At 71.0% G+C, this 23,424-nt stretch carries 14 protein-coding genes; 4 read left to right on the forward strand and 10 right to left on the reverse strand.

The features are described from left to right. Nucleotides 1-6 precede the first annotated feature (6 nt). Nucleotides 7-2,589 (forward strand): cation-translocating P-type ATPase, encoded by a 2,583-nt coding sequence (locus HNV26_RS22250; protein ID WP_171439453.1) that lies wholly within the window; start codon nt 7-9, stop codon nt 2,587-2,589. A 129-nt stretch (nt 2,590-2,718) separates the two neighbouring features. Continuing rightward, nucleotides 2,719-3,141 carry a CBS domain-containing protein gene (locus HNV26_RS22255; protein ID WP_171439454.1) on the forward strand — a complete coding sequence of 141 codons (423 nt, stop codon included), beginning with the start codon at nt 2,719-2,721 and terminating at the stop codon, nt 3,139-3,141. An 83-nt stretch (nt 3,142-3,224) separates the two neighbouring features. Here HNV26_RS22255 and fdhF read toward each other — a convergent pair whose 3' ends face one another. The 4 genes from fdhF to HNV26_RS22275 all read right to left on the reverse strand — a co-directional run bounded on the left by fdhF (nt 3,225) and on the right by HNV26_RS22275 (nt 9,644). Next, nucleotides 3,225-5,966: a formate dehydrogenase subunit alpha gene (gene fdhF / locus HNV26_RS22260; RefSeq protein WP_171439455.1), complete on the reverse strand. Its 2,742-nt coding sequence runs from the start codon at nt 5,964-5,966 to the stop codon at nt 3,225-3,227. After that, nucleotides 5,954-7,405 carry a complex I 51 kDa subunit family protein gene (locus HNV26_RS22265; protein ID WP_216612604.1) on the reverse strand — a complete coding sequence of 484 codons (1,452 nt, stop codon included), beginning with the start codon at nt 7,403-7,405 and terminating at the stop codon, nt 5,954-5,956. Before HNV26_RS22265 ends, fdhF begins: the two co-directional genes overlap by 13 nt. 281 nt (nt 7,406-7,686) lie before the next feature. Further along, nucleotides 7,687-8,925 (reverse strand): GNAT family N-acetyltransferase, encoded by a 1,239-nt coding sequence (locus HNV26_RS22270; RefSeq protein ID WP_171439457.1) that lies wholly within the window; start codon nt 8,923-8,925, stop codon nt 7,687-7,689. 32 nt (nt 8,926-8,957) lie between these two features. After that, complete coding sequence (locus tag HNV26_RS22275) at nt 8,958-9,644, reverse strand: glutathione S-transferase (RefSeq protein WP_171439458.1); 687 nt, start codon at nt 9,642-9,644, stop codon at nt 8,958-8,960. 143 nt (nt 9,645-9,787) lie between these two features. Here HNV26_RS22275 and HNV26_RS22280 point away from each other — a divergent pair, with 143 nt between their 5' ends. Beyond that, the gene (locus HNV26_RS22280; RefSeq protein ID WP_171439459.1) at nt 9,788-12,052 is read left to right on the forward strand and encodes a lantibiotic dehydratase; all 2,265 of its coding nucleotides are present in this window, start codon (nt 9,788-9,790) and stop codon (nt 12,050-12,052) included. Nucleotides 12,053-12,108: 56 nt separating this feature from the next. Continuing rightward, nucleotides 12,109-13,548 carry a hypothetical protein gene (locus HNV26_RS22285; protein ID WP_171439460.1) on the forward strand — a complete coding sequence of 480 codons (1,440 nt, stop codon included), beginning with the start codon at nt 12,109-12,111 and terminating at the stop codon, nt 13,546-13,548. A 15-nt stretch (nt 13,549-13,563) separates the two neighbouring features. Here the strand turns inward: HNV26_RS22285 and HNV26_RS22290 are convergent, their stop codons facing one another. From HNV26_RS22290 to HNV26_RS22315, 6 genes are all read right to left on the reverse strand, one after another. Continuing rightward, nucleotides 13,564-14,430 (reverse strand): cupin-like domain-containing protein, encoded by an 867-nt coding sequence (locus tag HNV26_RS22290; RefSeq protein ID WP_141588874.1) that lies wholly within the window; start codon nt 14,428-14,430, stop codon nt 13,564-13,566. Nucleotides 14,431-14,452: 22 nt separating this feature from the next. Further along, nucleotides 14,453-14,776: a hypothetical protein gene (locus tag HNV26_RS22295; RefSeq protein WP_140862772.1), complete on the reverse strand. Its 324-nt coding sequence runs from the start codon at nt 14,774-14,776 to the stop codon at nt 14,453-14,455. Between the two features lie 25 nt (nt 14,777-14,801). Continuing rightward, a complete protein-coding gene (locus tag HNV26_RS22300; protein ID WP_171439461.1) occupies nt 14,802-15,554 on the reverse strand; it encodes a thioesterase II family protein in 753 nt (250 codons plus the stop codon). Beyond that, on the reverse strand, nt 15,551-16,828 hold the full coding sequence (locus tag HNV26_RS22305; protein ID WP_171439462.1) for a glycosyltransferase family 4 protein: 1,278 nt from the start codon (nt 16,826-16,828) through the stop codon (nt 15,551-15,553). Before HNV26_RS22305 ends, HNV26_RS22300 begins: the two co-directional genes overlap by 4 nt. Before the next feature lie 34 nt (nt 16,829-16,862). Continuing rightward, nucleotides 16,863-19,943 (reverse strand): type I polyketide synthase, encoded by a 3,081-nt coding sequence (locus tag HNV26_RS22310; RefSeq protein WP_366816921.1) that lies wholly within the window; start codon nt 19,941-19,943, stop codon nt 16,863-16,865. Nucleotides 19,944-19,961: 18 nt separating this feature from the next. Then, nucleotides 19,962-23,424, reverse strand: a 3,463-nt coding sequence (locus tag HNV26_RS22315) for a type I polyketide synthase (protein ID WP_171452867.1), incomplete at its 5' end; no start/stop codon positions are given.

Here is a 23,424-nt window from a genome sequence, read left to right on the forward strand (position 1 = left end):
GCGGCCATGCGAATCCCCGTCCCCATCCGGCGCCTTCCTGCTCCGTTGGACGATGCTCGCGGCCTCGACACGGACGAGGTGAGCGAGCGGCGGGCTCGCTATGGGCGCAATGACGTGCTGGCGCAATCCCATCGCTCGTGGCTCCACGTCTTGGGCGAGACCGCCGGAGACCCGATGCTCTGGTTCCTCGTGGGAACGAGCGGGCTCTATTTCGTTCTGGGCGCGCGGACCGAGGGGCTGGTGTTGCTGCTGGCCATCGTCCCGCTGCTCGGCATGGACGGGTTCCTGCATCGCCGGACGCGCGCCTCTACCGCCGGCCTGCAGAGCCGGCTGGCCGCGCGCGCCACCGTGCTGCGTGCGGGGCGCGAGCAGGTGGTCACCGCGGACGAATTGGTGGTGGGCGACCTGGCGCGAGTGGAGGCGGGCGAGCACTTTCCCGCGGACGGGGTGGTCGTGCGCGGCGAGTGCCTGCAAGCCGAGGAGTCCTCGCTCACCGGAGAGGCATTGCCCGTGCGCAAGCGGCCACTGTCCCGGCTGCCTCCGGGCGCTGAGCCGGCGGTGGACGGCTCACACTGGGGGCTTGCCGGAACGCGGCTGCTGACCGGGACGGCCTGGGTGCGAATCGTCTTCACCGGGCGGGAAACACTCTACGGGAGCATCGTGCGCTCGGCCACGCAGGGCGCGCAGGCGCGCACGCCGCTCCAGCAGGCCGTGGCCCACCTGGTGGCGGTGCTGATGGGAGTGGCCGCCGTGCTGTGCGTGGTGCTCGCGTTCGTTCGTTGGCGTCAGGGCTTCGGGTGGATGGACGCGCTGCTGAGCGCGGCCACGCTCGCCGTGGCGGCACTCCCCGAGGAGTTTCCGGTGGCCTTCACCTTCTTCCTCGGTGCGGGCGTGTACCGGCTGGCCCGGAGGCAGGCCCTGGTGCGGCGCCTGGTGTCCGTCGAGAACATCGGCCGGGTCACCTGCATCTGCTCGGACAAGACGGGCACGCTGACGGAGGGCCGCTTGCGGGTGGCGCGCACGCTGCCCGCGCCGGGCGTCCAGGCCGAAGCGTTGCTGTGGACCGCGGCGCTCGCTTCACGCGAGGAGGGCGGGGACCCGCTCGATGCCGCGTTGCTCGAAGCGGCCACGCGTGCGCGGCCCGGCGTGGCACGCCCACGGGTTGGGGCCACCTTCCCCTTCACCGAAGAGCGCCGGCGTGAGACGGCGGTGGTGGAGGATGCGGAGGGGCGCCTGCTCGCCGCCGTGAAGGGCGCGCCGGAGCGGGTGCTGGACCTCTGCGCGCTGGATGCCGGGGCGCGCGAGGCATGGGGGGAGCGCGTGTCGGCGCTCGCGGCCGAGGGGCGCAAGGTCATCGCCTGTGCGAGCCAGTCGCTGGACGCCTCGGCCTGGCGGGGCGGTGAGCCGGACCGGGGATTCCATTTCCTGGGCCTCGTGGCTTTCGAGGACCCGGTGCGCCCGGGCGTGCCAGAGGCAGTGCGGGAGTGCCGGGAGGCCGGACTGCGGACGGTGATGGTGACGGGCGACCACCCGGCGACGGCCCTGGCGGTGGCCCGCCAGTTGGGGCTCGGTGGAGCGCGGCCCCGGGTGCTCATCGGTGAGGAACTGGAGGCGCGGCTGCACGAGGACGGAGCCGTGCCGGACGTGGACGTGGTGGCCCGCGCGGTGCCGGCGCAGAAGTACGCCCTGGTGACGGCGCTCCAGCGGCGGGGCGAGGTGGTGGCCGCCACGGGGGATGGCGTGAACGATGTGCCCGCGCTCCAGGCGGCGGACGTGGGCATCGCCATGGGGGAGCGGGGGACCCGCAGCGCGCGTGAGGTGGCCTCCATCGTCCTGCTGGATGATGACTTCGGCACGCTGGTGCGGGCCATCGCGGAGGGGCGTCAGCTCTTCCGCAATCTCCAGGGGTGCTTCCTCTATCTGCTGCTCATCCACATCCCGCTCGTGGTGACGGCCGCGCTGCTGCCCCTGGCGGGGTACCCACTTCTATACCTGCCCGTCCATATCGTCTGGCTGGAGCTGATCATCCATCCCACGGCGATGCTGGCCTTCCAGGCCGCGGCGCGTCCGGGACGCCTGGCGCCCATGCGGCGCCGGGGCTCCGCGCGCTTCTTCTCGGCGGGGGATTGGGCCACGCTCGCGCTGGTGGGGGGGCTGATGACCGTGGGGCTCGTGTGGAGCTACGACCGGAGCCTGGGCGTGGGGCGTGACGTGGAGCATGGACGCGCGGTGGCGATGGCCTCCCTCACGCTCGCGAGCACTGTGTTCGCGGCCGTGCTCACAGGCTTGCGGACGCGCACGGCACGGTGGGTCTGCGCGTTGACGACAGGTGTGTCGCTGCTGCTCATCCAGGTGCCGGCCCTGGCGCACCTGCTGATGCTGCGCCCGCTGCACCCGGATGACTGGGCGCGTGTCGCCGTGGGGGTGGCGGTGGCCTCGCTCCCCCTGGTGCTCTCGCGCCCGCGCGCCGCCGCCCATCCGGCGCGAGACGGCGCGGCTCGGGGCTCCAGCCCCTCCCAGGCTCACGGCAGGGAGGGCCTCCCCGGCAATCCCGCCGCCGCTCGACGCTGGAGGAAGCGCTCGCCGTGACGCTCCAGCCGGGTGGGTTGCACCGAGTCCCTTTCGTGCGCTGCCTTCCTGACAGGATGACGCGTGCGGGGCGCTCCCGCCATCAAACGGCGCGGCCAGGGGCACGCCCGCGGCGTCCAGGGAGGTGCCATGTCGCTCGCGAGGTTCTGTCGTAAATCGGTGGCCATCATCCAACCCACGCAGAGCGTGGCGGAGGCTGCCACGGCCATGCGGGACCGCCATGTGGGGGCGCTCGTGGTCGTCCAGGATGACCTGCGCCCCGTGGGCCTGCTGACCGACCGGGACATCGTCACCCGGGTGGTGGCCGTCCGGGAGGATCCGGCGGCCATCGCCGTCTCGGACGTCATGTCGCCGGAGCCCGCCGTGGTCCAGGTGGAGGACTCGATCGACCAGGCGCTCTTCGCCCTTCGGCAGCAGGGCGTGCGGCGCCTGCCCATCGTGGACGCGAAGGGGCGGGTGGTGGGGCTGATCTCCCTCGACGATGTGCTGGTGTTGCTGTCCGCGGAGCTGGACCAGACGGCGGCCGCCGTGCGCGAGAACCAGGGGCCCTGAGCCTCCCGCGCCACGCGTCGGTTCTCTGGGCGTCTGGATGAAGGGGTTGCCCGTGCTCGGCGGCGAGGTGATGGCGCGGCCCCTTACTCCGCTGTTCCTCGTCCTCCCGGAGTCGCGGGGGGCGCGGAGCGCTCCGTGGGCCCACCGGACGCTGTTGGGCTCTTGCCGGCTCGCTCCACCCGCACGGCTGTCACCTTGTAATCGGGCGTGTGGGTGTAGCCGTCCCGGTGAGGGCCGATGACGGCGTTGATGAAGACCTCGGCGGTGTGGAAGGTGGTGAAGAGCTCACCGGGGCGCAGGCCCTCGGCCCGGCGCATGGGCAGCACCACCGCTCCATGGCGGCTGCACACCCGTACGCGCGCGCCATCCTCCAGCCCCAGCCGCTCCGCGTCCGCCGGAGCCATGTCCAGCCAGTCGCCGGGCTGCAGCAGCGCGTGGGGGGTGCGCAGCGTCATCGTCCCCGCGTTGAACTGGTACAGCCGCCGGCCTGTCATCAGCACGAATGGATGGTCGTCCGTGCGCACCTCCGGAGAGGGCCGGTAGTCGACCCGGCGCAGCGCCGCCCGGGAGCCGCTGGCGAACAGGTGGGTGTGCAGCAGCCGCGTGCCTGGGTGCGCCTCGTCGGGGCAGGGCCACTGCAGTCCTCGCATCTCCAGCCGGGCATAGGAAAGCCCCGCTCCCGCTGGCCACACGCGCCGCACCTCTTCCCAGATCTCCTCCGGGGATTGGAAGGCGAAGCCCTCGGAGTGCCCCAGGGCACGCGCCGCGCGGCAGAGAATCTCCCAGTCCGGCAGCGACTCTCCAGCGGGCGGCAGGGCCCGGCGCACCCGCTGCACGCGCCGCTCGCCATTCATGAAGGTGCCGTCCTTCTCGAACGATGTGCACGCGGGAAGGAAGACGTCGCCATGAGCCCGCGCCGTTTCGTTGAGGAACAGGTCCTGCACCACCAGCAGCTCCAGCCGCTCCAGCGCTTCGTGGGTGGCGCGCGCCTCGGGGTTGGTGAGCAGCACGTCATAGCCGAAGGCCCACAGCGCCTTGAGCCGCCCCTGGCGCGCCGCGTCCATCATCCCCATCAGGTCCAGGCCCGGTGCCACGGGCACCGGCGCTCCCCAGGCGGCCTCGAAGCGCGCACGGTTCGCCTCCAACGGGACGTAGCCCGTCAAGTGGCCCGGCTCGCAGCCCATGTGCGCGGAGCCCTGCACGTTGTTCTGCCCGCGCATCGGGTTGACCCCGGTGCCCGGCCCGCCGAGGTTGCCCGTCAGCAGCGCCAGGTTGATGAGCGCCATGACGGACTCCGTGCCCTGGACATGCTCCGTCATGCCCAGCCCGTGGACCATCATGGACGGGCCATGCGTGGCGTACAGACGCGCCGCCTGGCGGATGGCCGCCGCGTCCACCCCGCACAGTTCCGCGGCGCGCTCGGGCGTCCAGGCGGCGATGAAGGCCCGGAAGTCATCCACCGCCTCCACGCGCTCGCGCAGGAAGGCCCTGTCGCACAGGTCCTCGGTCACCACCACGTGGGCCAGCGCGTTGAGCAGCGGCATGTCCGTGCCCGCTCGAGGCTGGAGATGCACGTCCGCGTAGCGCGCCAGCTCGGTGCGCCGCGAGTCGATGACGATGAGCTTCGCCCCGCGCAGCACCGCCTGCTTCAACCGGGCGCCGACGACGGGGTGGCACTCGGTGGTGTTGCTGCCGGCCACCAGCAGGGTGCGCGCGTGCTCGATATCCTCGAAGGAGTTGGTAGCCGCGCCCGTACCCAGCATCCGCTTCAGCGCCGCCGCGCTGGGGGCGTGGCACACGCGCGCGCAGCAGTCCACGTTGTTCGTGCCAAGCACCACGCGGGCCAGCTTCTGCGCCAGGTAGTTGTCCTCGTTGGTGGCCCGAGCCGAGCCCAGCATGCCCACCGCGTCCGGCCCATGCACCGCCCGCAGGTTCCGCAGTCGCTGGGCGATGAAGCCCAGCGCCTCGTCCCACGAGGCGCGGCGCCAACCTCCGTTCTCGCGCAAGAGTGGCACGGTGATCCGGTCCGGCGACGCGCCGAAGCCGAAGGCATAGCGGCCCTTGGAGCACAGGTGGCCCTGGTTGGAGGGGCCTTCGCGCGAGGGCCGCACCGTGACGATGCGCTCGCCGCGAGTGCCCACGTCCATTTCGCAGCCCACCCCGCAGTAGGGGCAGGTGGTGCGCGTCCAGCGCTCGGGCCCGCCCTGGTCCAGGAGCGTCCGGTCCTCCAGCGCGCCGGTGGGGCAGGTGTCCACGCAGGCTCCGCATGAAACGCAGCTGCTCTCCCGCAGGTTGGGCCCATCCGGGAGGATGCGCGTCCCGGCGCCCCGGTTCCACACCCGCCAGACGAACTGCCCCTGCACCTCGTCGCAGATGCGGACGCAGCGGTAGCAGTGGATGCACTGGGACATGTCCACGTGGATGTAGGGGTGCGAGTCGTCCCGCAGCGATGGCCGGTGCGCCCCGCGCAGCTCACCTTCGAGGCCGTACTCGCGCAGCGCGCGGTGGAAGGGCTTGTCCGGCTGCCGTGTCATGGCCTCGGCCGGATACTCCGAGGCCAGCAGCCGCAGCAGCACCCGCCGCTGCGCTTCCACCAGGGGCGTGCGCGTGTGCACCACCATGCCCTCCGTCAGCGGCGTGGTGCAGGCGGCCACGGGGCGCCCGCAGCCCTCCACCTCTACGATGCAGGTGCGGCAGGCCCCCACCGGGGCCAGGCGCGGGTCGTTGCACAGCGCGGGGACGGTGACGCCCAGCGCGTCCAGGGCCTCCAGGAGCGTGCCCGGCGCGCACTCGCGCGGCTGTCCATCCACGGTTATGTGAAGCATGCCTCCACCTCCTCGCGGTAGTAGCGCAGCACGCTCTGGGCGAACTCCCCCAGCCCCGTGCCGTGCCCGCACAGGCTGGTGAGGCGCAGCGCCTCCACGACGTCCTCCCAGCCGTCCGCGCCGGACACCGGGCCTGTCTCCAGTACGCGCGCGAAGCGCTGCTCGATGTGCCGGGCTCCCAGCCGGCAGGGAGTGCACTTGCCGCATGACTCGTAGGCCCCAAAGGAGAAGACGTGGTGCACCAGCGCGGCGATGGACGTGTGCGTGTCGAAGGCCACCACCCCGCCGTGCCCCACCGACGCTCCCACGGCCTTGAGCTCCTCGAAGCCCAGCGGCGTGTCCAACAGGTGCGGGGGGAGGACTCCCGCCAGCGGCCCACCGATGAGGACGCCCTTCAGCGGCCCGGTGCGCAGCCCGCCGCCCAGTTCCTCCACAACGGTGCGCACGGGCGTGCCCAACTCCACCTCGTAGAGTCCCGGGCGGTGGAACAGGGAGTTGAGCGACAGCACCTTCGTCCCCTGACTGCCTGCAATCCCCAGCGCCGCGTACGCTTCGCCTCCATGTCGTGAAATCCACGGGAGGTTGACGAGCGTCTCCACGTTCTGCACCAGGGTGGGCCGGCCGAAGAGTCCCGCCTGGGCGGGGTAGGGAGGCCGGGCGCGCACGAAGGGCCGGCGTCCCTCCAGGGCGTTGAGCAGCGCCGTCTCCTCGCCACACAGGTAGCTGCCTCGCCCCACCTCCAGCGAAATTTCGCAGGAAAAGCCGCTGCCCAGGATGTGGTGGCCCAGCAGGCCCTCCCGGCGCGCCTCGTGCAGGGCCACATGCAGGACGCACGCGGCCAGCGGGTACTCCTTGCGCACGTAGATGTGGCCCCGGCGGGCGCCCACCGCGTAGGCCGCGAGCAGCAGCCCCTCCAGCACGGCGTGAGGGTCTTCCTCCAGGAGGACGCGGTCGATATAGGCCCCGGGGTCGCCCTCGTCCGCGTTGGCCACCACGTCCTTCTCCTCGCCAGGCGCGGCGGCCACCGCGCGCAGCTTGCGCCCGGTGGGGAATCCCGCGCCTCCGCGGCCGCGCAGCCCGGAGCGCTCCACCTGGGCCACGAGCGCCTCCGGCGTCGCGCTCAGCGCGCGCATCAGGGCCGCATAGCCGCCCTGGCGCGTGTAGTCCGCCAGGGCGCGTGCTCCCCCCGTTACGACTCGCTCGAGCGCGATGGCGCGCGGCGCCCGCACCCGCGCCGTGGGGCGGGCAGTCTCATGGGTGGTGGCGGGGGCCACATGGCAACTGCCCAGGCAGTAGACGCGAGTGTCGTCGTGGAGGGCCTTCCGCCAGCGTTCCGGCTGGAGGTGACGCGCTACGAAGCAGGCAGTGCCCTGGCAGGCCCGGTCGCCCAGGGGCTCGTGCCCCAGGTGGTAGAAGGACTCGAGATCGGGCGTTGCCATTCCAGGCCGCATGCGCGTCTCCCCGGTGCGGCGCGTGATGGCGCCGCGCGCCGCGGGGCAGGCTAGGGGAGCGGGAACCCGGCCGCTCTCGCGGGCGCGGTGCCACGTCCATCACCGGAAGCTCTTCCGTCGCGCCGCGCAGAAGAGGACGGCCCCTCACCCTCGTGTCGGAGACGGCCGTGGCCCAGGCTGGCCCCCAGATTCAGGGCGCGGCCGGGACGGCCCTTCGCTGCTCCCGCTTGAGGCCGCTCCCGCACCCGGGACCACCGCGCCTCCAGGTTTCAGGGCGTCTTGCGGATGCGACCGTTCTGCGTGCCACCAGCAGCCATGGCCATGGCCACGCGGGAGTAGGCCGACACGTAGGGCTGAAGCACCGTGCGTGACCAGCGCCCCGGAATCCACAGGTAGCTGTACAGCCCATGCCTGCGCGCGCCACGGCGCCGCTTCGTCTCGTACCCGCTGGCTCCCAGCCAGAGTTTCTTGACGCCGAGCTCATAGGCCCGGCGCAGGGGCTCGTAGAAGGCGAGGTTGAAGTACAGCGGCGTCTCGGAGGCCCCGGCCTCGGCGCGGCCGACCCGGTAGAACCACATCTCATCGTTCTTGTGGAGCAGCAGGGAGAAGCCGATGGGGTCGCCGTTCTGGTAGGCGACCACGGCCTCGGCCTCGGGCGAGACGTGCTGGTCGAGCGCCGCCCAGAACGTGGAAGGGTGGCGGAGGTGCTCGCTGCCGTACTTGGAGTAGGTCACCTCGTAGAACCGCTCCAGTTGCTCCGCCATCTCACCCATTCGGGAGACGCGCTCGAAGCGAACGCCCGCATCCCGAGCGTGCGCCATCTCCTTCTTGAGCACCCGCCGGACGTCGCTCTTGAACTGCCCCAGGTAGGCGTCAAAGCTGTCCCCTGGAACGTCCATGACGTTGTCGTCGTAGATGAAGATCTCCTGGAACGTCGCGGAGGTGAGCGCCTCTCTCAGCGTCGTGTCATCCCGTTCCACGCCGTAGAAATAGAGCGGCAGCCGTTCGCTGGTGGCGAGCTCCCGGAGCCCTTGGAGGATGAGCTCGCGAGCCTGCTTCGCGATGTCCACGGGCTGCGCGGCGCAGTGGATGCTGCTCCGCATGCTGAGCGGGCTGGTGACGAAAACGCCGCCATCGAAGCCTGCTCCCGTGCGCCAGGCCACGTTGCGGTAGAGGTCCGCCGCTGCGATGGCCACCCGGCTCCAGGCCGGCCCGTTGGCGAAGCCCTTCTTCCAACTGGTGAAGAGGAAATGCTCCAGCGAGTAGGGCGTGTAGATGGTCTTGCTACGGGTGATGAAACATGGGCAAAGCGCGACGGGAGTGCCCTGCTGATACGCAATGGCATATCGCAGGGACAGCTCCCCCCGGGCCATGGCGGACAGGTCGACCGCGTCCAGCATGCGGAACCAGCGCCGGCCGAAGAAGACGCTCGACTCGGAGGTGAGGGCATCCAGCTCCGCGTCGCTCAGGTGGCTGACGGAGTCGTGGAATTTCAGGGTAAGCGTCATGGCCGGGGGGGCTTCGTCGGGCGCGGATCCGCTCAGCCGTTGAGGAGCTGGACGGCGGGGTGCCGCTTGGGGCTGGCGAGGTGCCGCGCGAGGTTGGGGCGCTGCTTCATGCGCTCGAAGAACCCGAACAGCCCAGGGTAGGTGCTCTCCAGGAGATCCTGGAGGCCGTTGTCCACGAGCAGCTCCAGGAAGCCGAAGACGCTGGTGTCCGCCACGGTGAGGGAGGGGCCGACGAAGAAGCCGTCGCCGCTGCCGTTGCTCTTCAAGAGCCGCTCGAAGTGCCCGAGCCACTGCGGCAGCTCCTCGCCCAGGATGATGGGGAGCTGCTCGGAGAGCTGCTCCGGCGTGAGCGAGGTCAGGCTGCGCGCACGCGCCGTCACTTCCTCGACGCCGTCGATGATCATGTCGCAGGCGGCGGTCTCCCGCGCATCCTTCCCATAGAGGCCGCGGGTGCGCGCGACGTGACGCATGATGGCCAGGCTCTGCACCACGCGGAAGCCGTCCGGCTCCTCCCACAGCGGCACCTTGTCGAAGGCCAGCATTCCAGCCGCCTTGATGGCCTCGAAGGCCGGTGTCTTCTCCTTGGCCTTGACGTCATACGTGCCCAGGTCGATGTCCTCGTACTCCGTTCCGGACTCGGCGAGCAGCAGGCGGATCTTCTCAGCGACGCCTCGGCCCGTGAAATACGACAGGCGCGGCAATGATGATTGAGCGTTCATACAGGGTTCGTGGTTGGAAGGGAGAGGCTCTATACTAGAGTAAACGTATTATTCGGAAGGGGCAGACTTCCTTGACTGGTGTATCCGAGCCTCTGGATTCCGCGAAGCCCGAAGCACCCGCGCTCGTCTCCCTTGCACCAGGAATGGCCCTGTGGCCGTGGGCCGCGCTGCGTGGCGCCGGCTTCCCCGCTCAGGATGCGCTTCGGCTCGCGGCGCCGACGGCGGCCTCCGCCGCCGATACATGGCTCGCGTCAGGGCTTGAGACACCCGGTGACGCACTGCGCACCGCGTTCGACTCGGACCTGTTGGGTATCAGCGCGGCGCTGCGCTCGCTGGCGGGGGAGTCCCACCTGCGCGAGGCCCTCCTGTGGCAGAACCGCCATGCTTACAAGACGGGCGTGGAGCCGCTGGCGGGCCTTCCCGCCACCGCTCGGAACAGCAAGGCCCGGCAGCGTGAGCGGCTGGTGGCCTCCTACGTCCAGCGCTACAGCACCAAGAACGACACCATCGGCTTCTTTGGTCCCGTGGGTTGGGCCCGGCTCACGCCGTCGAATGAAGGGCTGCGCTGGACGCCCGGACCGCGGCTCGTCTCCCGGCGCGCGGTCTATTTCGAGACGTGGTGCCTGGATGCGCTCAGCGCCGCCCTGGCGCGCGACGCGTCCCTGCGTTGCTGGGCGCCGCCCCGGCTGTTGCCTTACTTCCGGCTGGAGGGGCACGTGCTTCACGGCCCCATGCCGACGCCGGTGGAGCTGGGCCCGGAGCAGGCGCTGCTGCTGTCTCGGTGTGATGGCTCGGCCAGCGCCGTGAGCATCGCGCGGGAGCTCACGGCCGGTGATTCGCCCGTCTTCGCCTCGCAGGATGAGATCTTCACGGCGCTGGAACAGGCGGTGGGTTTCGGTGTCCTGGTCTGGGGCTGGGAGGTGCCGCTCGTCATCCGGCCCGAGGTGGTGCTGCGCGGTGCGTTGATGGCCATCGAGGATGCAGACGCGCGAGCCCGTGCGCTGGCGCCGCTGGAGCGCCTGGAGCGCGCGCGAGCCGCTGTCGAAGCCGCGGCGGGGACGCCCGCGGCCCTGGATGCCGCGGTCGCGGAGCTGGAGGCTGTGTTTCAAGAGGTGACGGGGGCGCCACCGACGCGCGCGGCGGGCCAGACGTATGCCTCGCGGACGCTCATCTACGAGGACTGTGAGCGGGATGGCGCGTTGGCGCTGGGCGCCCCGGTGATTGGCCGGCTCGGAGCCGTGCTGGAGCTGGTGCTGACCGGAGCGCGGTGGCTGGTGGGGGAGGTGACACGGGGGACGCGCGCGGGCCTGGATGCGCTCTTCGACCGGTTGTCCGAAGGCGGCGCACCCGTGTCGCTCACGGCGCTCCAGCTCGCCTTCGTTCAGGGTCTCAAGGACCCGGCCTCTGAAGCGGAGCTGATGCCGGTGGCCAAGGCCGTCGCCGAGCATCGCCGGCGTTGGCGTGAGCTCTTTGCCCTGGAGCCGGAGGTCCGCCGCCAGACGCGCACCGTCGATTCGCTCCGGCCCCGCGTGCTCGAGGCCTTCGGCGAGGCGGGCCCGGCGTGGCGAAGCCGCTGGCACGCCTCGCCGGATGTGATGATTGACGCGGCCAGCGAGGAGGCCGTTCGCGCCGGGGACTACCAGTTGGTGCTGGGCGAACTGCACTTGTGCAACAGCATCTCCTCGCTCTTCGTGGAACAGCACCCAGCGCCCGAGGAGCTCTTCGCGCTCGCGGAGCGGTGTTCCACCGGGGCCGACGTGGTGCCCGTGTTCCCGAAGTCCGAGTGGAGCCAGCGGACGCTGCCGTGCCTCTTCCCGCGAGACAGCCTCTACTACCTCTCCGGGCAGGAGCCGCCGCCCCAGCCGGGTGCTCGCGCGCTCCGCGTGGGGGACATGGTGGTGGAGCGGCGTGCCGGCACGCTGGAGGTCCTCGACCGCGTGAGTGGGCGCCGCTTCGGCCTGATGGAGTTCATGGCCGTGTTCCTGGAGCAGCGCTGCGCCAGCATCTTCGACCTGGCGCTGGCCGATGACTACTCGCCTCGGGTGACGGTGGATGGCGTGGTCGTCGCCCGTGAGCGCTGGAGCGCGCCTGCTTCCGAGCTGGGCTTCGCCGGACTCGCGGACCCGATGACGCAATGGCTGGAGGCCCGGCGTTGGCAGCAGCGACTGGGCATTCCGCGCTTCGCGTTCTTCAAGGTGGCGACGGAGCGCAAGCCGTGCTTCGTGGACTTCGACAGCCCCTTGCTGGTGGAGATGATGGCGAAGCTGGTGCGGCGCACGGCGGAGGAGTCGCCGGCTTCACGCGTCCAGTTCTCGGAGATGCTTCCGGACCCCGAGCACCTCTGGCTCACCGACGCGGCTCAGCGCCGCTACACGAGCGAGCTGCGGCTGGTCTGCGAGATGTCTTGACCAGCCCGCGGTCTTTCAACGGTCTCACCCCTGTTCATTGAAGGAGCCGTACGCCCATGAGCGCGCCCGAGCCGATTCCCGGCGGACCATTCCCTCCAGACGTCAAAGCGCTGCACGGCCAGCTTTCCCCTGCCGCCGCTGCGTTCCTGGAGTTCACGGAGCGCGCCCCCGAGGCCCTGTCGCGCCACAAGTTCAAGCCGCACGAGGCGTCGCCGTTCATCACCTATGAGCTGCATGCATGGCCCACCTTCGTGGAGGGCCCGTTCGCGCGACAGATGCGGGAGGTCGCCCCGGCGCTCTGCCGGCTCATCAAGCGAGCCCCCCGGCGCCTGCTGGGGGCCACGGATCGCGCGGCGGCGTTCTACGGGCTGCCGCATGAGCGGGCGCACGCGGCGCTCGAGGCGCTGGCGCGGACGGATGACGCCCGCGGAGCCATTGGCCGTGGTGACTTCATTCATGACGGCACGGCCTTCAAGTGCGTGGAGTTCAACCTGACCGCGGGTGTCGGAGGCTGGGAGACGGCCATCCACGTCCAACAGGTGCTGGCGCAGCCCGCGATGCAGCGCTTCGCCATGGAGCAGCGGCTCCGCGTCCGGCAGCCGCGGACGCTGCGCGACTTCTTCTCCAACGTTGTCGACACCGTGCGGCGCGACATCGACTGGGAAGGGGAGTGCAACATCGGCATCCTCTTCTCCCCCAGCACCTTGCCGGAAGCAGGCCCGGCGGAGCAGGTGAGCCGGTTCTTCACCGCCCAGCTCCAGGAACTCCTCCAGCCCGAAGGTGCGCGCGGCGAGGTTCTCCTGGCCGCCTATGGCTCGGTGGCGTCAGAGGCCGGCGCCCACCTCACGCTCCGGGGAAAGCGGCTGCACGCCGTCGTGGAGTACGACGCGCGAGACAGGCTGGCGATGGCGGGAGCGACCTACGTCACGCAAGCCCAGGCCGCGTTCGATGCCCGGGCGGTCAGCCTCCTCAACGGCCCGGCGCAGGATGTGCTCGACGACAAGCGCAACCTCGCGCTGCTCTGGGAGCACGTGACGTCGCCCGCGCTGTCCGAGGCGGAGCAGGAGTTGGTGCGCCGGAACGTGCCCTGGTCTTGCCGGGTGGAACGGACGCACGTCGAGCGGGACGGGGCGCGGTACCTGGTTCCGGAGCTGCTGGCCTCGCAACGCGAGTCCCTGGTCCTCAAGCCGGGCCGGGACTACGGCGGCGAGTCCGTTCTGGTGGGCGGGACGACCTCCGCCGCAGACTGGGACACGGCCGTGCGCAAGGCGCTCGACGTGGGCGGCTGGGTGGTGCAGGAGCGCGTGCACCCGATGCCCCTCCACGCGCTGGGACCGGAAGGCACGGTGGTTCCCCACATCGCCGTCTGGGGGCTCTTCGTGCTGGGAGAGACCTACGGCGGGCACTTCCTCCGCATGTGCCCCATGCAGCGGGGCACCGGCGTGGTGAACGTCGCGCAGGGCGCCATCGTGGGCGCCCTCATCGAACTGGAGTGAGGCCGCGGGGCCGCGTTACTGCTCTCGGTACTCGCGGCCCAGCTTCTGCTGCTTGCGGATGCGGCCCACCGCGCTCAGGGCGATGGAGGGGATGAGCTTCGGGCCCAGCCTGGCCAGCATCGACCAGGTCCACCACCAGTAGTTGGTGGCGATGGCGTCCTCCACCGTGTACACGCGGTGCCACCAGCCATAGGGCAGGTAGAGAATCTCCCCAGCCTCCAGGACGAAGTCGTAGTCCGGGACGAGGCCGCCGGGGAGCTGGTCCGCCTTGCCGCCGTGGGGCGTCAGGTCGTGGGCGCTCACGACGGACCACGGGTGGCTGAGCTTCGCCGGGCTCAGCTCCGCGTCCCGCTTAGGCGAATACAACTGCCACTGCTTGCGGCCCACCATGACGGCGTGCAGGTTGTGGGCGCGGTCCAGGTGGAGCTGGGTGAAGGTGCCACGCGGGCCCATGAAGAAGAGCTGCTCGGTGAGCTTGCGCTGGACGGCGTAGTCGTCGAAGCGGACGTCCTTGTGCAGCTCCGGCAGGGTGCGGAACAGGTCATTGCCGATGAGGTAGCCCGGCGTCTCGCCGCCCTTCGCCTTCAGCGTGTCGACGTACTCCTGCATGCTCATCTTCCGCACGCGGCCCACGCGCTCCACGCCGCCCGTGTCCTTGGCGTTGTATTGCAGCCACTCCACGGGGACGCTCACGTCGCGGTACTTCGTGGCGAAGTAGTCGAAGGTCCACCGCTCGGCCGCGGGCCAGCCCTTCATGGCGTCGGTGAGGATGACGGGTTTGTTGTTCGCTTCGATGCGTTCGTAGAAGGCCCGGCGGTTGTCGAGCGGCATGCGCTCAGGAACCAGGGGTTCTGCGCCCTTCTGGGCGGTGGCGGTGCTCATGGCAGCTCTCCCGGGTGGTGCGTCAGGCCGCGCTCTCGCTCTGGCCCTGAGCCTTCTGCAGGCGCTCGAAGTTGTTGTCGATGCCGTGGCGCACGTCCGCCAGCATGTGGATTTCGAACTCCTGGAACGGGAAGGACGGCCAGGCGCGCAGCAGCGTCAGCAGCGACTCATGCGAGTCGGCGTTGAGGATACAGAGGCCCATCTTCGGGAGGACGTAGTAGGCACAGTCGAAGGTGCCGTCCTGGAGGCGCGCGCCCACCCAGTCACGGACAGCGCGGTTGAGGGCGATGGGGTCCTGGGGCTGGGGGCCCGAGGTGCGATCCTTGACGTAGACGAGGTACTTCATCGGGAAGACTCCTTTGAAAATGGGGTCAGCGAGTCGATGCGGGCCGCAGCCTGGTGAGGCTCCGGCGGATGTGCTGCAGCAGGCCGCGCGGCGTCTGTCGCAGGAAGAAGTGGTCCCCCAGGAACGTCTGGGTGGCGAACGGACCGGAGGTGAGCTGGCGCCACGCCTCCGTCGCGTCATCGGGCACGTAGTCGTCGAAGCCGCGGAAGGCGGAGAGCGGGCACGCCAGGACGGGGCCCGGCTTCCACGAGTAGCCCTCGCACACGGCCGTGTCCGCCAGCATGGTGGCGCGCATCAAGGTCAGCAGCTCTTCCGCCATCTCGCCCGAGACGGCGCGTGACTCACCCAGGCGCCGGGCCTCGGACGCGTCGATGTCATGGGTGGCTGTGGCCGGGGTGTGGACCTGGAGCGTGTGCGGCGCCCGGTAGCTGGCGACGAAGAGGTGCAGCGGCGCTGGCAGCCCGCGCTCGCGCAGGGCCCGCGTCAGCTCGTATGCGAGCAGCGCGCCCATGCTGTGTCCGAAGAGGGCATAGGGCTTGTCCGTGTGCTTCGCCAGCACGTCCACCAGGGGGGCGATGACGTCCGGCAGCGCGCGCAGGGGCGGCTCGCGAAGGCGGTTCTCCCGGCCGGGGAACTGCACCGGGCACACCTCGATGTCCTGCCCCAGCTCCGCCTGCCAGGTGCGGAACAGGGAGGCGCTGCCGCCCGCGTGAGGCAGACAGAACAGCCGCACCCAGGACGCCGGTGCGGGGACGTGGAAGGCCAACCAATCCGTCATGACCGCACCTCGCGACCCTGTCCGCCGACGAGCTTCTGGTACACGGCGAGGTTGGCGGCCACCATGCGCGGAAGGCTGAACAGCTCCACCACGCGTTGCTGGCCGGCGAGCCCCATGCGCCGCGCGCGCTCACGGTCTTCCAGCAGGTTGAGCTGTGCGGCGGCGAGCGACTCGACGTCCACTTCGCGCGGACCTCCCGGTGCGCCGGGGAGCACGGGAACCAGCAGGCCCGTCTTCTCGTGGTCCACGATTTCCGACGGGCCTCCGGAGCGCGTCGCCACCAGCGGCAGGCCGGAGGCCATGGCCTCGATGGCCGTGTAGCCAAAGGGCTCGTAGAGCGACGGCACCAGCGCCAGATCCGCGATTCGATGGAGCAGCCCGAGCTGCTGGCGTGGCAGCTTGCCCAGCAGCTTGATGCGGTGGCGCAGGTGCGCGTAGCGCTGGGTCAGCGTCTGCACCATCTGCGTGGACTCACGCGAGTCGGTGCCGCCGGCCAGGAGGAAGCGCACGTTGGGGCGCCGTTCGAGCACGCGCTCGGCGGCGGCGAAGATGGCGCTGATGCCCTTCATGGGATGGAGCCGGCCCGTGTAGAGGACGACCGGGTCCTCCGGCGTGGCCACCGTGGCGCGCAGCCGGGCGTAGTCCTCCGGGGCGTGTGAGGGCTGGAGGAATGGGCCCGCGTCCATGCCGCAGTGGATGGTGTGCAGCAGCGACGCCGGCATCCCATACGTCTCCCGGATGAGCTCGCTCATGGAGTCGCTCACCGAGATGACGTTTGTCGACCCGTCGTAGAAGCTGCGCTCCTCCTCGAGAATCTCCGGGTCGGGCGTCTGTCCCCACCATCGCTCGGCGGGCTCGGAGATGTAGTGGCTGGTCCCTAGCACCGGCACACCGGCCTCGTGGGCCAGCGCTCGCGCGGCGCGGTGGGTGTGCCACTGGTGGAAGTGGATGAGGTCTGGCTTCTCCTCGTGGATGAGCTCGCGGCCCCGGTGAATCAGGTCGTCGTTGAAGACGCGGATGCCGCCCACCAGGGAGAGCTTTCCCGCCTGGGAGAGGCTGCCGCGGCTGGGCGGCATCATGTGCACGGTGAGGTTGGGCTCGCGGAGCACGGCGGGCTCGCCGGGCGTGTACGCCAGGACGGTGACCTTGCACCCGCCCCGCGCCAGCCCGCGGGCCAGCTCGTAGACATAGGTGCCCACACCGCCGGCCACGTTCGGCGTGTACTCCATGGCCAGGAGGAGCGCCTTCAGGGGTGGGGAGATAGGAGGTGCCATGGGGCTGTCTCTCAAAAGGGGTGTAGGCGCGCGGCTAACGGCTGACCGCGCCCTCCTTGGCGGTGAGCTCGGCCAGCATTCGCAGCAGGGCCTCCACCTCCGGGTCGTCATGCCCGGGGCTCTTGCGCTGCTCGGCCACCAGGGCCGCCAGTCGAGCCACCGTCGGCGCCTCGAACAGCGATTGCAACGGCACCGTGAAGCCGAAGGTGTCCCGCAGCCGTCCCACCACCGTGGTGGCCAGCAGGGAGTGTCCACCGAGCGCGAAGAAGTCGTCGTGGACGCCCACCGGCCGCACGCCCAACACGTCCTCCCAGATGCGCGCCACCACCTGCTGGTCCTCGGTGTCGGGCGCCACGTAGGCCACGGCCATCGCCGGGCGGGAGTAGCCCGCGGCGGGGGCCTCGCCGGGCTCCGCCGTTTCGGGGGCGCGCTCCGCGGACGGCGCGGATGCCAGGGCGCGGTGCCCGTCGGGGGAGACCCAGTAGCGCTTGCGCTCGAAGGGGTAGGTGGGCAGCCCGACGCGTTGGCGCCGTGCCTCGCCGTTGAAGGCTTCCCAGTCCACATCCACGCCGGACAGCCAGAGCTGTCCCAGCGCGCCGAGCAGCACGGCCGTATCCGCCTGCCGCGTGTCCGGATGACGGAGCGATGTCACCGTGGTGGGCGCCTGCCGGAGCGCGCCAGGCTGGGACGCGAAGGTGGTCAGCGTGCGGCCGGGACCGACCTCCAGGAGCACCTGCGCGGGTTGCAGTTGCGCGAGCCCCGCGGCGAAGCGGACGGGCTGACGCAGGTGGCGGGCCCAGTAGGCCGGGTCCTTCGCCTCGGCGGCCGTCACCCACGTGCCGGTGACGTTGGAGAGGAAGGGAATCTGCGGCGCGGACAGCTTCATCCGGCGCAACTGCTCGGTGAAGGGGGCGACGATGGGGTCCATCATCGCCGAGTGGAAGGCGTGCGAGGTGTGCAGGCGACGCGACTGGACGCCACGTGCGTCCAGCCGGGCCTTCAGCGCGTCCACGGCGTCGTCGGGGCCGGCGACCACCGTCATCGACGGCGCGTTCACCGCGGCCACGGACAGCCGCGCGTCCAGCGACGACACCAGCTCCGCCTCCGACAGCGCGACGGAGAGCATGGCGCCCGGCGGCAGGTCCTGCATCAGCTGGCCTCGCGCGGCCACGAGGGCCAGCGCGTCCGGCAAGGTGAAGACGCCCGCGAGGCACGCGGCCACGTACTCACCGATGCTGTGGCCCACCATGGCCTCGGGCCGCACGCCCCAGGACATCCACAGCCGCGCGAGCGCGTATTCGATGATGAAGAGGGCCGGCTGGGCCAACCGCGTCTGCTGCAACTGCCGCTGGGCTTCCTCGGCGCGGTCCGCGGGGGGGAAGAGGACGTCGCGCAGATCCAGCTTGAGGTGCGGGATGAGCCGGGTGGCGCAGTCGTCCACGTCCGCGCGGAACCCACGCTCGTTCTCGTACACGCCCTGCGCCATGCCCGCGTACTGCGCGCCCTGGCCAGGGAACATGAACACGGTGGGGCGGCTGGTGCGCTCCTCGGTGGCGGAGAGCTGCCGGCTGATGTCGCCCAGCGCCGTGAGCGCGTCCTCACGCCCCTGGCAAACGATGGCGCGGCGGTGCGGGTGGCGCCGTCTGCCCACCTGGAGCGTGTACGCCACGTCCGCGGGCTCCAGGCCCTTGTGCGCGCGGAGGTGCTCCTCCAGCCGGGAGGCCTGCGCGGCGAGCGCCGTGGGCGTGCGCGCCGACAGGACCAGGAACTGGTGCGGGCGCGTGGACGGAACCGGGGCGCGAGCGGGCGGCTCCTCCAGGATGACATGGGCGTTGGTGCCGCCCATGCCGAAGCTGCTCACGCCGGCACGCCGAGGCTCGCGGGCGGGTGCCTTCCACTCGCGCAGCTTCGTGTTGACGTAGAAGGGGCTCGCGTCCCAGGGGATGTTGGGGTTCGGCGTCTCGAAGTTGAGGCTGGGGGGCAGCTTGCGGTGCTTCAGCGCCAGCGCCGTCTTGATGAGGCCCGCCACGCCCGCCGCCGCGTCCAGGTGGCCCAGGTTGGGCTTGATGGAGCCCAGGGCGCAGGTGCGCGGTCCGGCCGCCTCGTCTCCGAAGGCGCGGATGAGGGCCTGCACTTCGATGGGGTCTCCCAGGGCGGTGCCGGTGCCGTGCGCCTCCACGTACCCGATGCTCCCGGCCGATACGCCCGCGCTGCCCAGGGCCTCGGAGATGACGGCGGCCTGGCCCTCGACGCCCGGCGCGGTGTAGCCCACGCGCGCGGCGCCGTCGTTGTTCACCGCGGAGCCCTTGATGATTGCGTAGATGGGGCTGCCATCCGCCAGCGCATCTTCCAGGCGGCGCAGCGCCACCACGCCCGCGCCGCTGCCAAAGACGATGCCCTTGGCCTGCGCGTCGAAGGGGCGGCAGTGTCCGTCCGGCGACAGGATGCCGCCATCCACGTAGCGGTAGCCGCCCTGGATCTGGAGGTTGATGGACACGCCGCCCGCGAGCGCGAGGTCACACTCCTGATTGAGCAGGCTCTGACAGGCGACGTGGACCGCGACCAGCGACGTGGAGCACGCGCTCTCGATGTTGAAGCTGGGGCCGCGCAGGTCCAGCTTGTAGGCGGCCCGCGTGGTGAGGAAGCTGCCCGCGTTGCCCAGGTTGAGCTGGAGCGGGTCCACCGTGCGCATCAGCTCCGCGTTCCCCAGCAGGTTGAGCAGCAGGTAGGTGCTCAGGGCCTGTCCGCCGAAGACACCTACCAGCAGCTCGGGAGGCGGGGCGCCATGGCCCGCGTCCTCCAACGCCTCCAGCGCGCACTCCAGGAAGAGGCGCTGCTGCGGGTCCATGACCTCCGCCTCGCGCGGCGTGTAGCCGAAGAAGGCCGCGTCGAAGCCCGCCACGTCGTCCAGCCGTGAGGCCACCTTCACGAAGTGCGGATCCTTCAGCACCTCGGAGGGCAGGCCCGCCTTGAGGACTGCCTCGTCCGAAAGCGGCTCAATGGACTCCACGCCGTCGCAGAGGTTGCGCCACAGCTCCTCCAGGTTGCGCGCGCCTGGGAAGCGCCCGGCCATGCCGGTGATTGCGATCTCCATCCCCGTGTTGCTGTCCGACACGCTGTCCCCCTCTTGCGCTCAGTTCCCCGACTGGCGCCGCTGCTGGATGAGCTCCCGACGCCTGGCTCCACGGCTTCGCCGGTCACTGGTGGTGGCCGAGGCCTGCTCCTGCCCTCGGGTCAGCAGCCGGGCCATGGCGCTGAGCGTGGGGTTCTCGAAGAGCGACACCACCGGCAGCTCCTTGCCGAAGCGGCGCTTCACCTCGTTGATGACCTTCAGGCCAATCAGCGAGTTCCCGCCGAGCTCGAAGAAATTCTCATGCAGCGCCACGCTCTCCACGCCCAGGAAGCGCTGCCAGATGTCCGCCAGCTCGCGCTCCGCCTCGTCCATGCTGGCCGGCGCCGCGCGCTCGGCCGCCGGCGCGGCGTCCGTCTCCATGGGGCCCATCAAGTCCTGGAGCAGCGAGGCGCTGCGCGCCATGGCCGCTCGGAGGTCCTCGGTGGACACCACGACGTGGGTGGGGGCCTGCGCCAACACGCGCTCGAAGACGTCCACGCCCTCGGCCGGTGTCAGGGCATGGGCCAGCATCGCCTCCCGCATCGGGTTGGCGCCGTCCGGCATCTGCGTCGTTACGGCCTGGCCCACCTCGCGCCAGGTGTCCCAGCCCAGGGAGATGATCGGCAGGCTCCCCGTCGCCGCGGCCTGGTGCGCGAAGGCATCCTGGAAGGCGCACGCGGCGCAGTGGTCAATCTGCCCGGGCTCCGCCGTGTAGGCGGTGCGAGACGAGCAGAGCACGAAGAAGTCCAGGGGCGTGTCGCGCAGCAGCGCGTGGAGGATCCACGTGCCCGACACCTTGGGGCGCAGGACGTCCTCCACGGCCTTCTGGGTGCGGAGCTGGGCAAGGCCGCCCGCGGGCACGCCCGCGGCGTGGATGACGCCGTGGAGCTCGCCAAAGGCCTGACGCGCCCGGCGCAGCACCTCGGCCATCTGCTCGGCGTCGCCAACGTCCGCCGAGAGGACCAGGACCTCGGAGCCCAGCGCCTCCAGGGCCCGCACCTGGCGAATCCGCTGACTCACCCGGTCCTGCTCACCGTGCTCGGTGAGCCAGGTGTCCCAGGTGTCACGTTCCGGCAGGGCATTGCGGCCCACCAGCACCAGCCGGGCCTGGACCTGCCGCGCGAGCGACTCCGCCAGCACCAGGCCGATGCCGCCCAGGCCGCCGGTGATGAGGTACGTGCCTCGGGGACGCAGGCGCGGCGGCGCATCCGCTGCGGGCGCGGAGATGCGCACCTGTTCGAGCGACTGTTCCCAGCGGTTCGGGCCTCGGAGCGCCACGGCGCCGCTGGAGGAGCTCGTGGCCAGCTCACCCATCAGCCGTGTCACCAGGGCCTGGAGCGTCTTGCTACAGCTCGGGGCCTCTACGTCGATCGACCGACATGACAGGCCCGGCACCTCGTGTGGCAGCACGCGGCAGGCGCCCAGGAGCGTGGCCTTCTCCGGAGCCAGCACCTCATTCCCGGTGACGGCCTGCACGCCGCTGGAGACCACCGTGATTTGCACGGGCCCGGACGCGCCATGGCCAGCCAGGGCCTGTGCGAGGAAGAGCAGGCTGAAGAAGCCGGTGCGCTGGGCGTGATCCACGCCCGCCAGTCCTTCTCCCGCGGAGTCCACGCTCCACAGGTGGACGATGCGCTCGGGCCGGCAGGCGTCCTCGGCGAGCGCGTTCAGCAGCGCCGCGTAGGTCTCCGGTCGGGCGGGGTCCACCTCGAAGGCGCCGTCATCCACTCGGCGGAAGTCGGAGCCCTGCGACACCCGGATGACCCGGCCGCCGCTCTCCGCCAGCCGTGTCGCCAAGGCGTCTCCCAGCCCACCGGTGTCGGTGAAGACGAGCCAGTTCTGGGGCGCGGCGGTACTCGCGCGCGGTGCGAGCGTGCGCTTCCAGGAGGGCAGATAGAACCAGTCCGCCGCGTCCTTGCGCCGGGCGAGCGAGACGTCGCTGGCGATCGCGATGCCGGCTGCGTTCGGCTCCAGCCAGTGCCGCTTGCGCTCGAAGGGGTAGGTGGGCAGCACCACGCGCCGGCGCTGCTCTCCGGCCTGGAGACGCCGCCAGTCCATGGGCACGCCCGCCGCCCAGAGCCGGCCCAGCGTGGTGAGGACGAAGCGCATGTCGGAGCCGGGCTCACGAGGCGCCCGCATCGACGTGAGCACCACGGTGGGCTGGCCGCGCTCCACCTGCAGGCGCGCGAGCGAGCCCAGCGTCCGCCCGGGACCGACCTCCAGCAGCACGCGCGAAGGGTTCTCCAGGAGGCAACGCACGCCTGGACCGAAGCGCACCGTCTGCCGCAGGTGGCGCACCCAGTACCTCGGGTCGGTGGCCTCCTCCTCGGTCACCCATGTCCCCGTGACGCCAGAGACGAAGGGCTGCGTCGGCGTCTGGAGCTTCAGCCGCCCGACGAAGGCCGCGAACGCCGGCAGGATGGAGTCGATGAGGTGGGAGTGCGCGGCCACGTCGATGTGGACGCGGCGGTGCTCGATGCCCCGCGTCGCCAGGTCGGCGGAGAGCGCATCCACCGAGGCGGTGTCGCCGGCCACCACGCATTGCGATGGTCCGTTGACGGCGGCCAGGGACAGGTGCTCGCCCAGCATCGGCAGCAGCTCCTGTTCGGACAGGGCCACGCTCACCATCGCGCCGGAGGGAAGCTGCTCGAAGAGGCGGCCACGCTCGGCCACCAACGCCAGCGCGTCCTCCAGCGAGAAGACACCCGCGAGGCAGGCGGCCACGTACTCGCCCATGCTGTGGCCAATCATCGCCTCGGGCTGGATGCCCCAGGACTCCCACAGCCTGGCCAGCGCGTACTCCACCGTGAAGAGCGCGGGCAGGCCCACGGAGGGACGGGGAAGGGGCGCGCCCGCGTCCGCGTCGCCTGCCGGGTACAGCACCGTGCGAAGCGACGGTCCGCCGCGGCGCTGGAAGATGGCGGCGCACGCGTCGAAGGCGTCGCGGAAGGCGGGCTCCTTCTCGTACAGCTCCTGCCCCATGCGCAGGTGCTGCGCGCCACCGCCGGGGAAGAGGAACACGACGGAACGGCCACCGTCCTTGGCCACGTCCGTGAACACGCGCTCGGGGTTCACCTCGGACAGCACCGTGGCCGCGTCCTCGCCACTCTCGCAGACCACCACGCGCCGGTGCGGGAAGGCCTTGCGGCCAATCTGGAGGGTGTAGGCCACGTCCGCCAGGGACTGCTCGGGGTGCGCCTCCAGGTGCGTGCCCAGGTTCTGGGTGAGCGCGTCGAGCGCGGCCGGCTTCTTCGCGGAGAGCACCAGCAGCTGCCATGGCCGTGACGGACCGGAGGGCGCTGGGGGCGGCGGCGCCTCCAGCAGCGCGTGGGCGTTGGTGCCACCAATGCCGAAGGAGCTCACGCCCGCGCGGCGCCGGTGGTCGTGCGGTTGCCAGTCCCTCAACGCGGCATTCACGAAGAAGGGGCTGCGCGCCCAGTCGATGTTCGGGTTGGGCGTGCGGCAGTGGAGGGTGGGGGGGATG

Origin of the sequence: Myxococcus xanthus (genome assembly GCF_013116825.1) — a bacterium.
Classification (GTDB): Bacteria; Myxococcota; Myxococcia; order Myxococcales; family Myxococcaceae; genus Myxococcus; species Myxococcus xanthus_B.

Coding starts and splice junctions, on each gene's coding strand:
- HNV26_RS22270 (WP_171439457.1), bottom strand. CDS start 8,925: ATGACGCTTACCCTGAAATTCCACGACTCCGTCAGCCACCTGAGCGAC.
- HNV26_RS22280 (WP_171439459.1), top strand. CDS start 9,788: ATGGCCCTGTGGCCGTGGGCCGCGCTGCGTGGCGCCGGCTTCCCCGCT.
- HNV26_RS22255 (WP_171439454.1), top strand. CDS start 2,719: ATGTCGCTCGCGAGGTTCTGTCGTAAATCGGTGGCCATCATCCAACCC.
- HNV26_RS22305 (WP_171439462.1), bottom strand. CDS start 16,828: ATGGCACCTCCTATCTCCCCACCCCTGAAGGCGCTCCTCCTGGCCATG.
- HNV26_RS22275 (WP_171439458.1), bottom strand. CDS start 9,644: ATGAACGCTCAATCATCATTGCCGCGCCTGTCGTATTTCACGGGCCGA.
- fdhF (WP_171439455.1), bottom strand. CDS start 5,966: ATGCTTCACATAACCGTGGATGGACAGCCGCGCGAGTGCGCGCCGGGC.
- HNV26_RS22250 (WP_171439453.1), top strand. CDS start 7: ATGCGAATCCCCGTCCCCATCCGGCGCCTTCCTGCTCCGTTGGACGAT.
- HNV26_RS22285 (WP_171439460.1), top strand. CDS start 12,109: ATGAGCGCGCCCGAGCCGATTCCCGGCGGACCATTCCCTCCAGACGTC.
- HNV26_RS22290 (WP_141588874.1), bottom strand. CDS start 14,430: ATGAGCACCGCCACCGCCCAGAAGGGCGCAGAACCCCTGGTTCCTGAG.
- HNV26_RS22300 (WP_171439461.1), bottom strand. CDS start 15,554: ATGACGGATTGGTTGGCCTTCCACGTCCCCGCACCGGCGTCCTGGGTG.
- HNV26_RS22295 (WP_140862772.1), bottom strand. CDS start 14,776: ATGAAGTACCTCGTCTACGTCAAGGATCGCACCTCGGGCCCCCAGCCC.
- HNV26_RS22265 (WP_216612604.1), bottom strand. CDS start 7,405: ATGGCAACGCCCGATCTCGAGTCCTTCTACCACCTGGGGCACGAGCCC.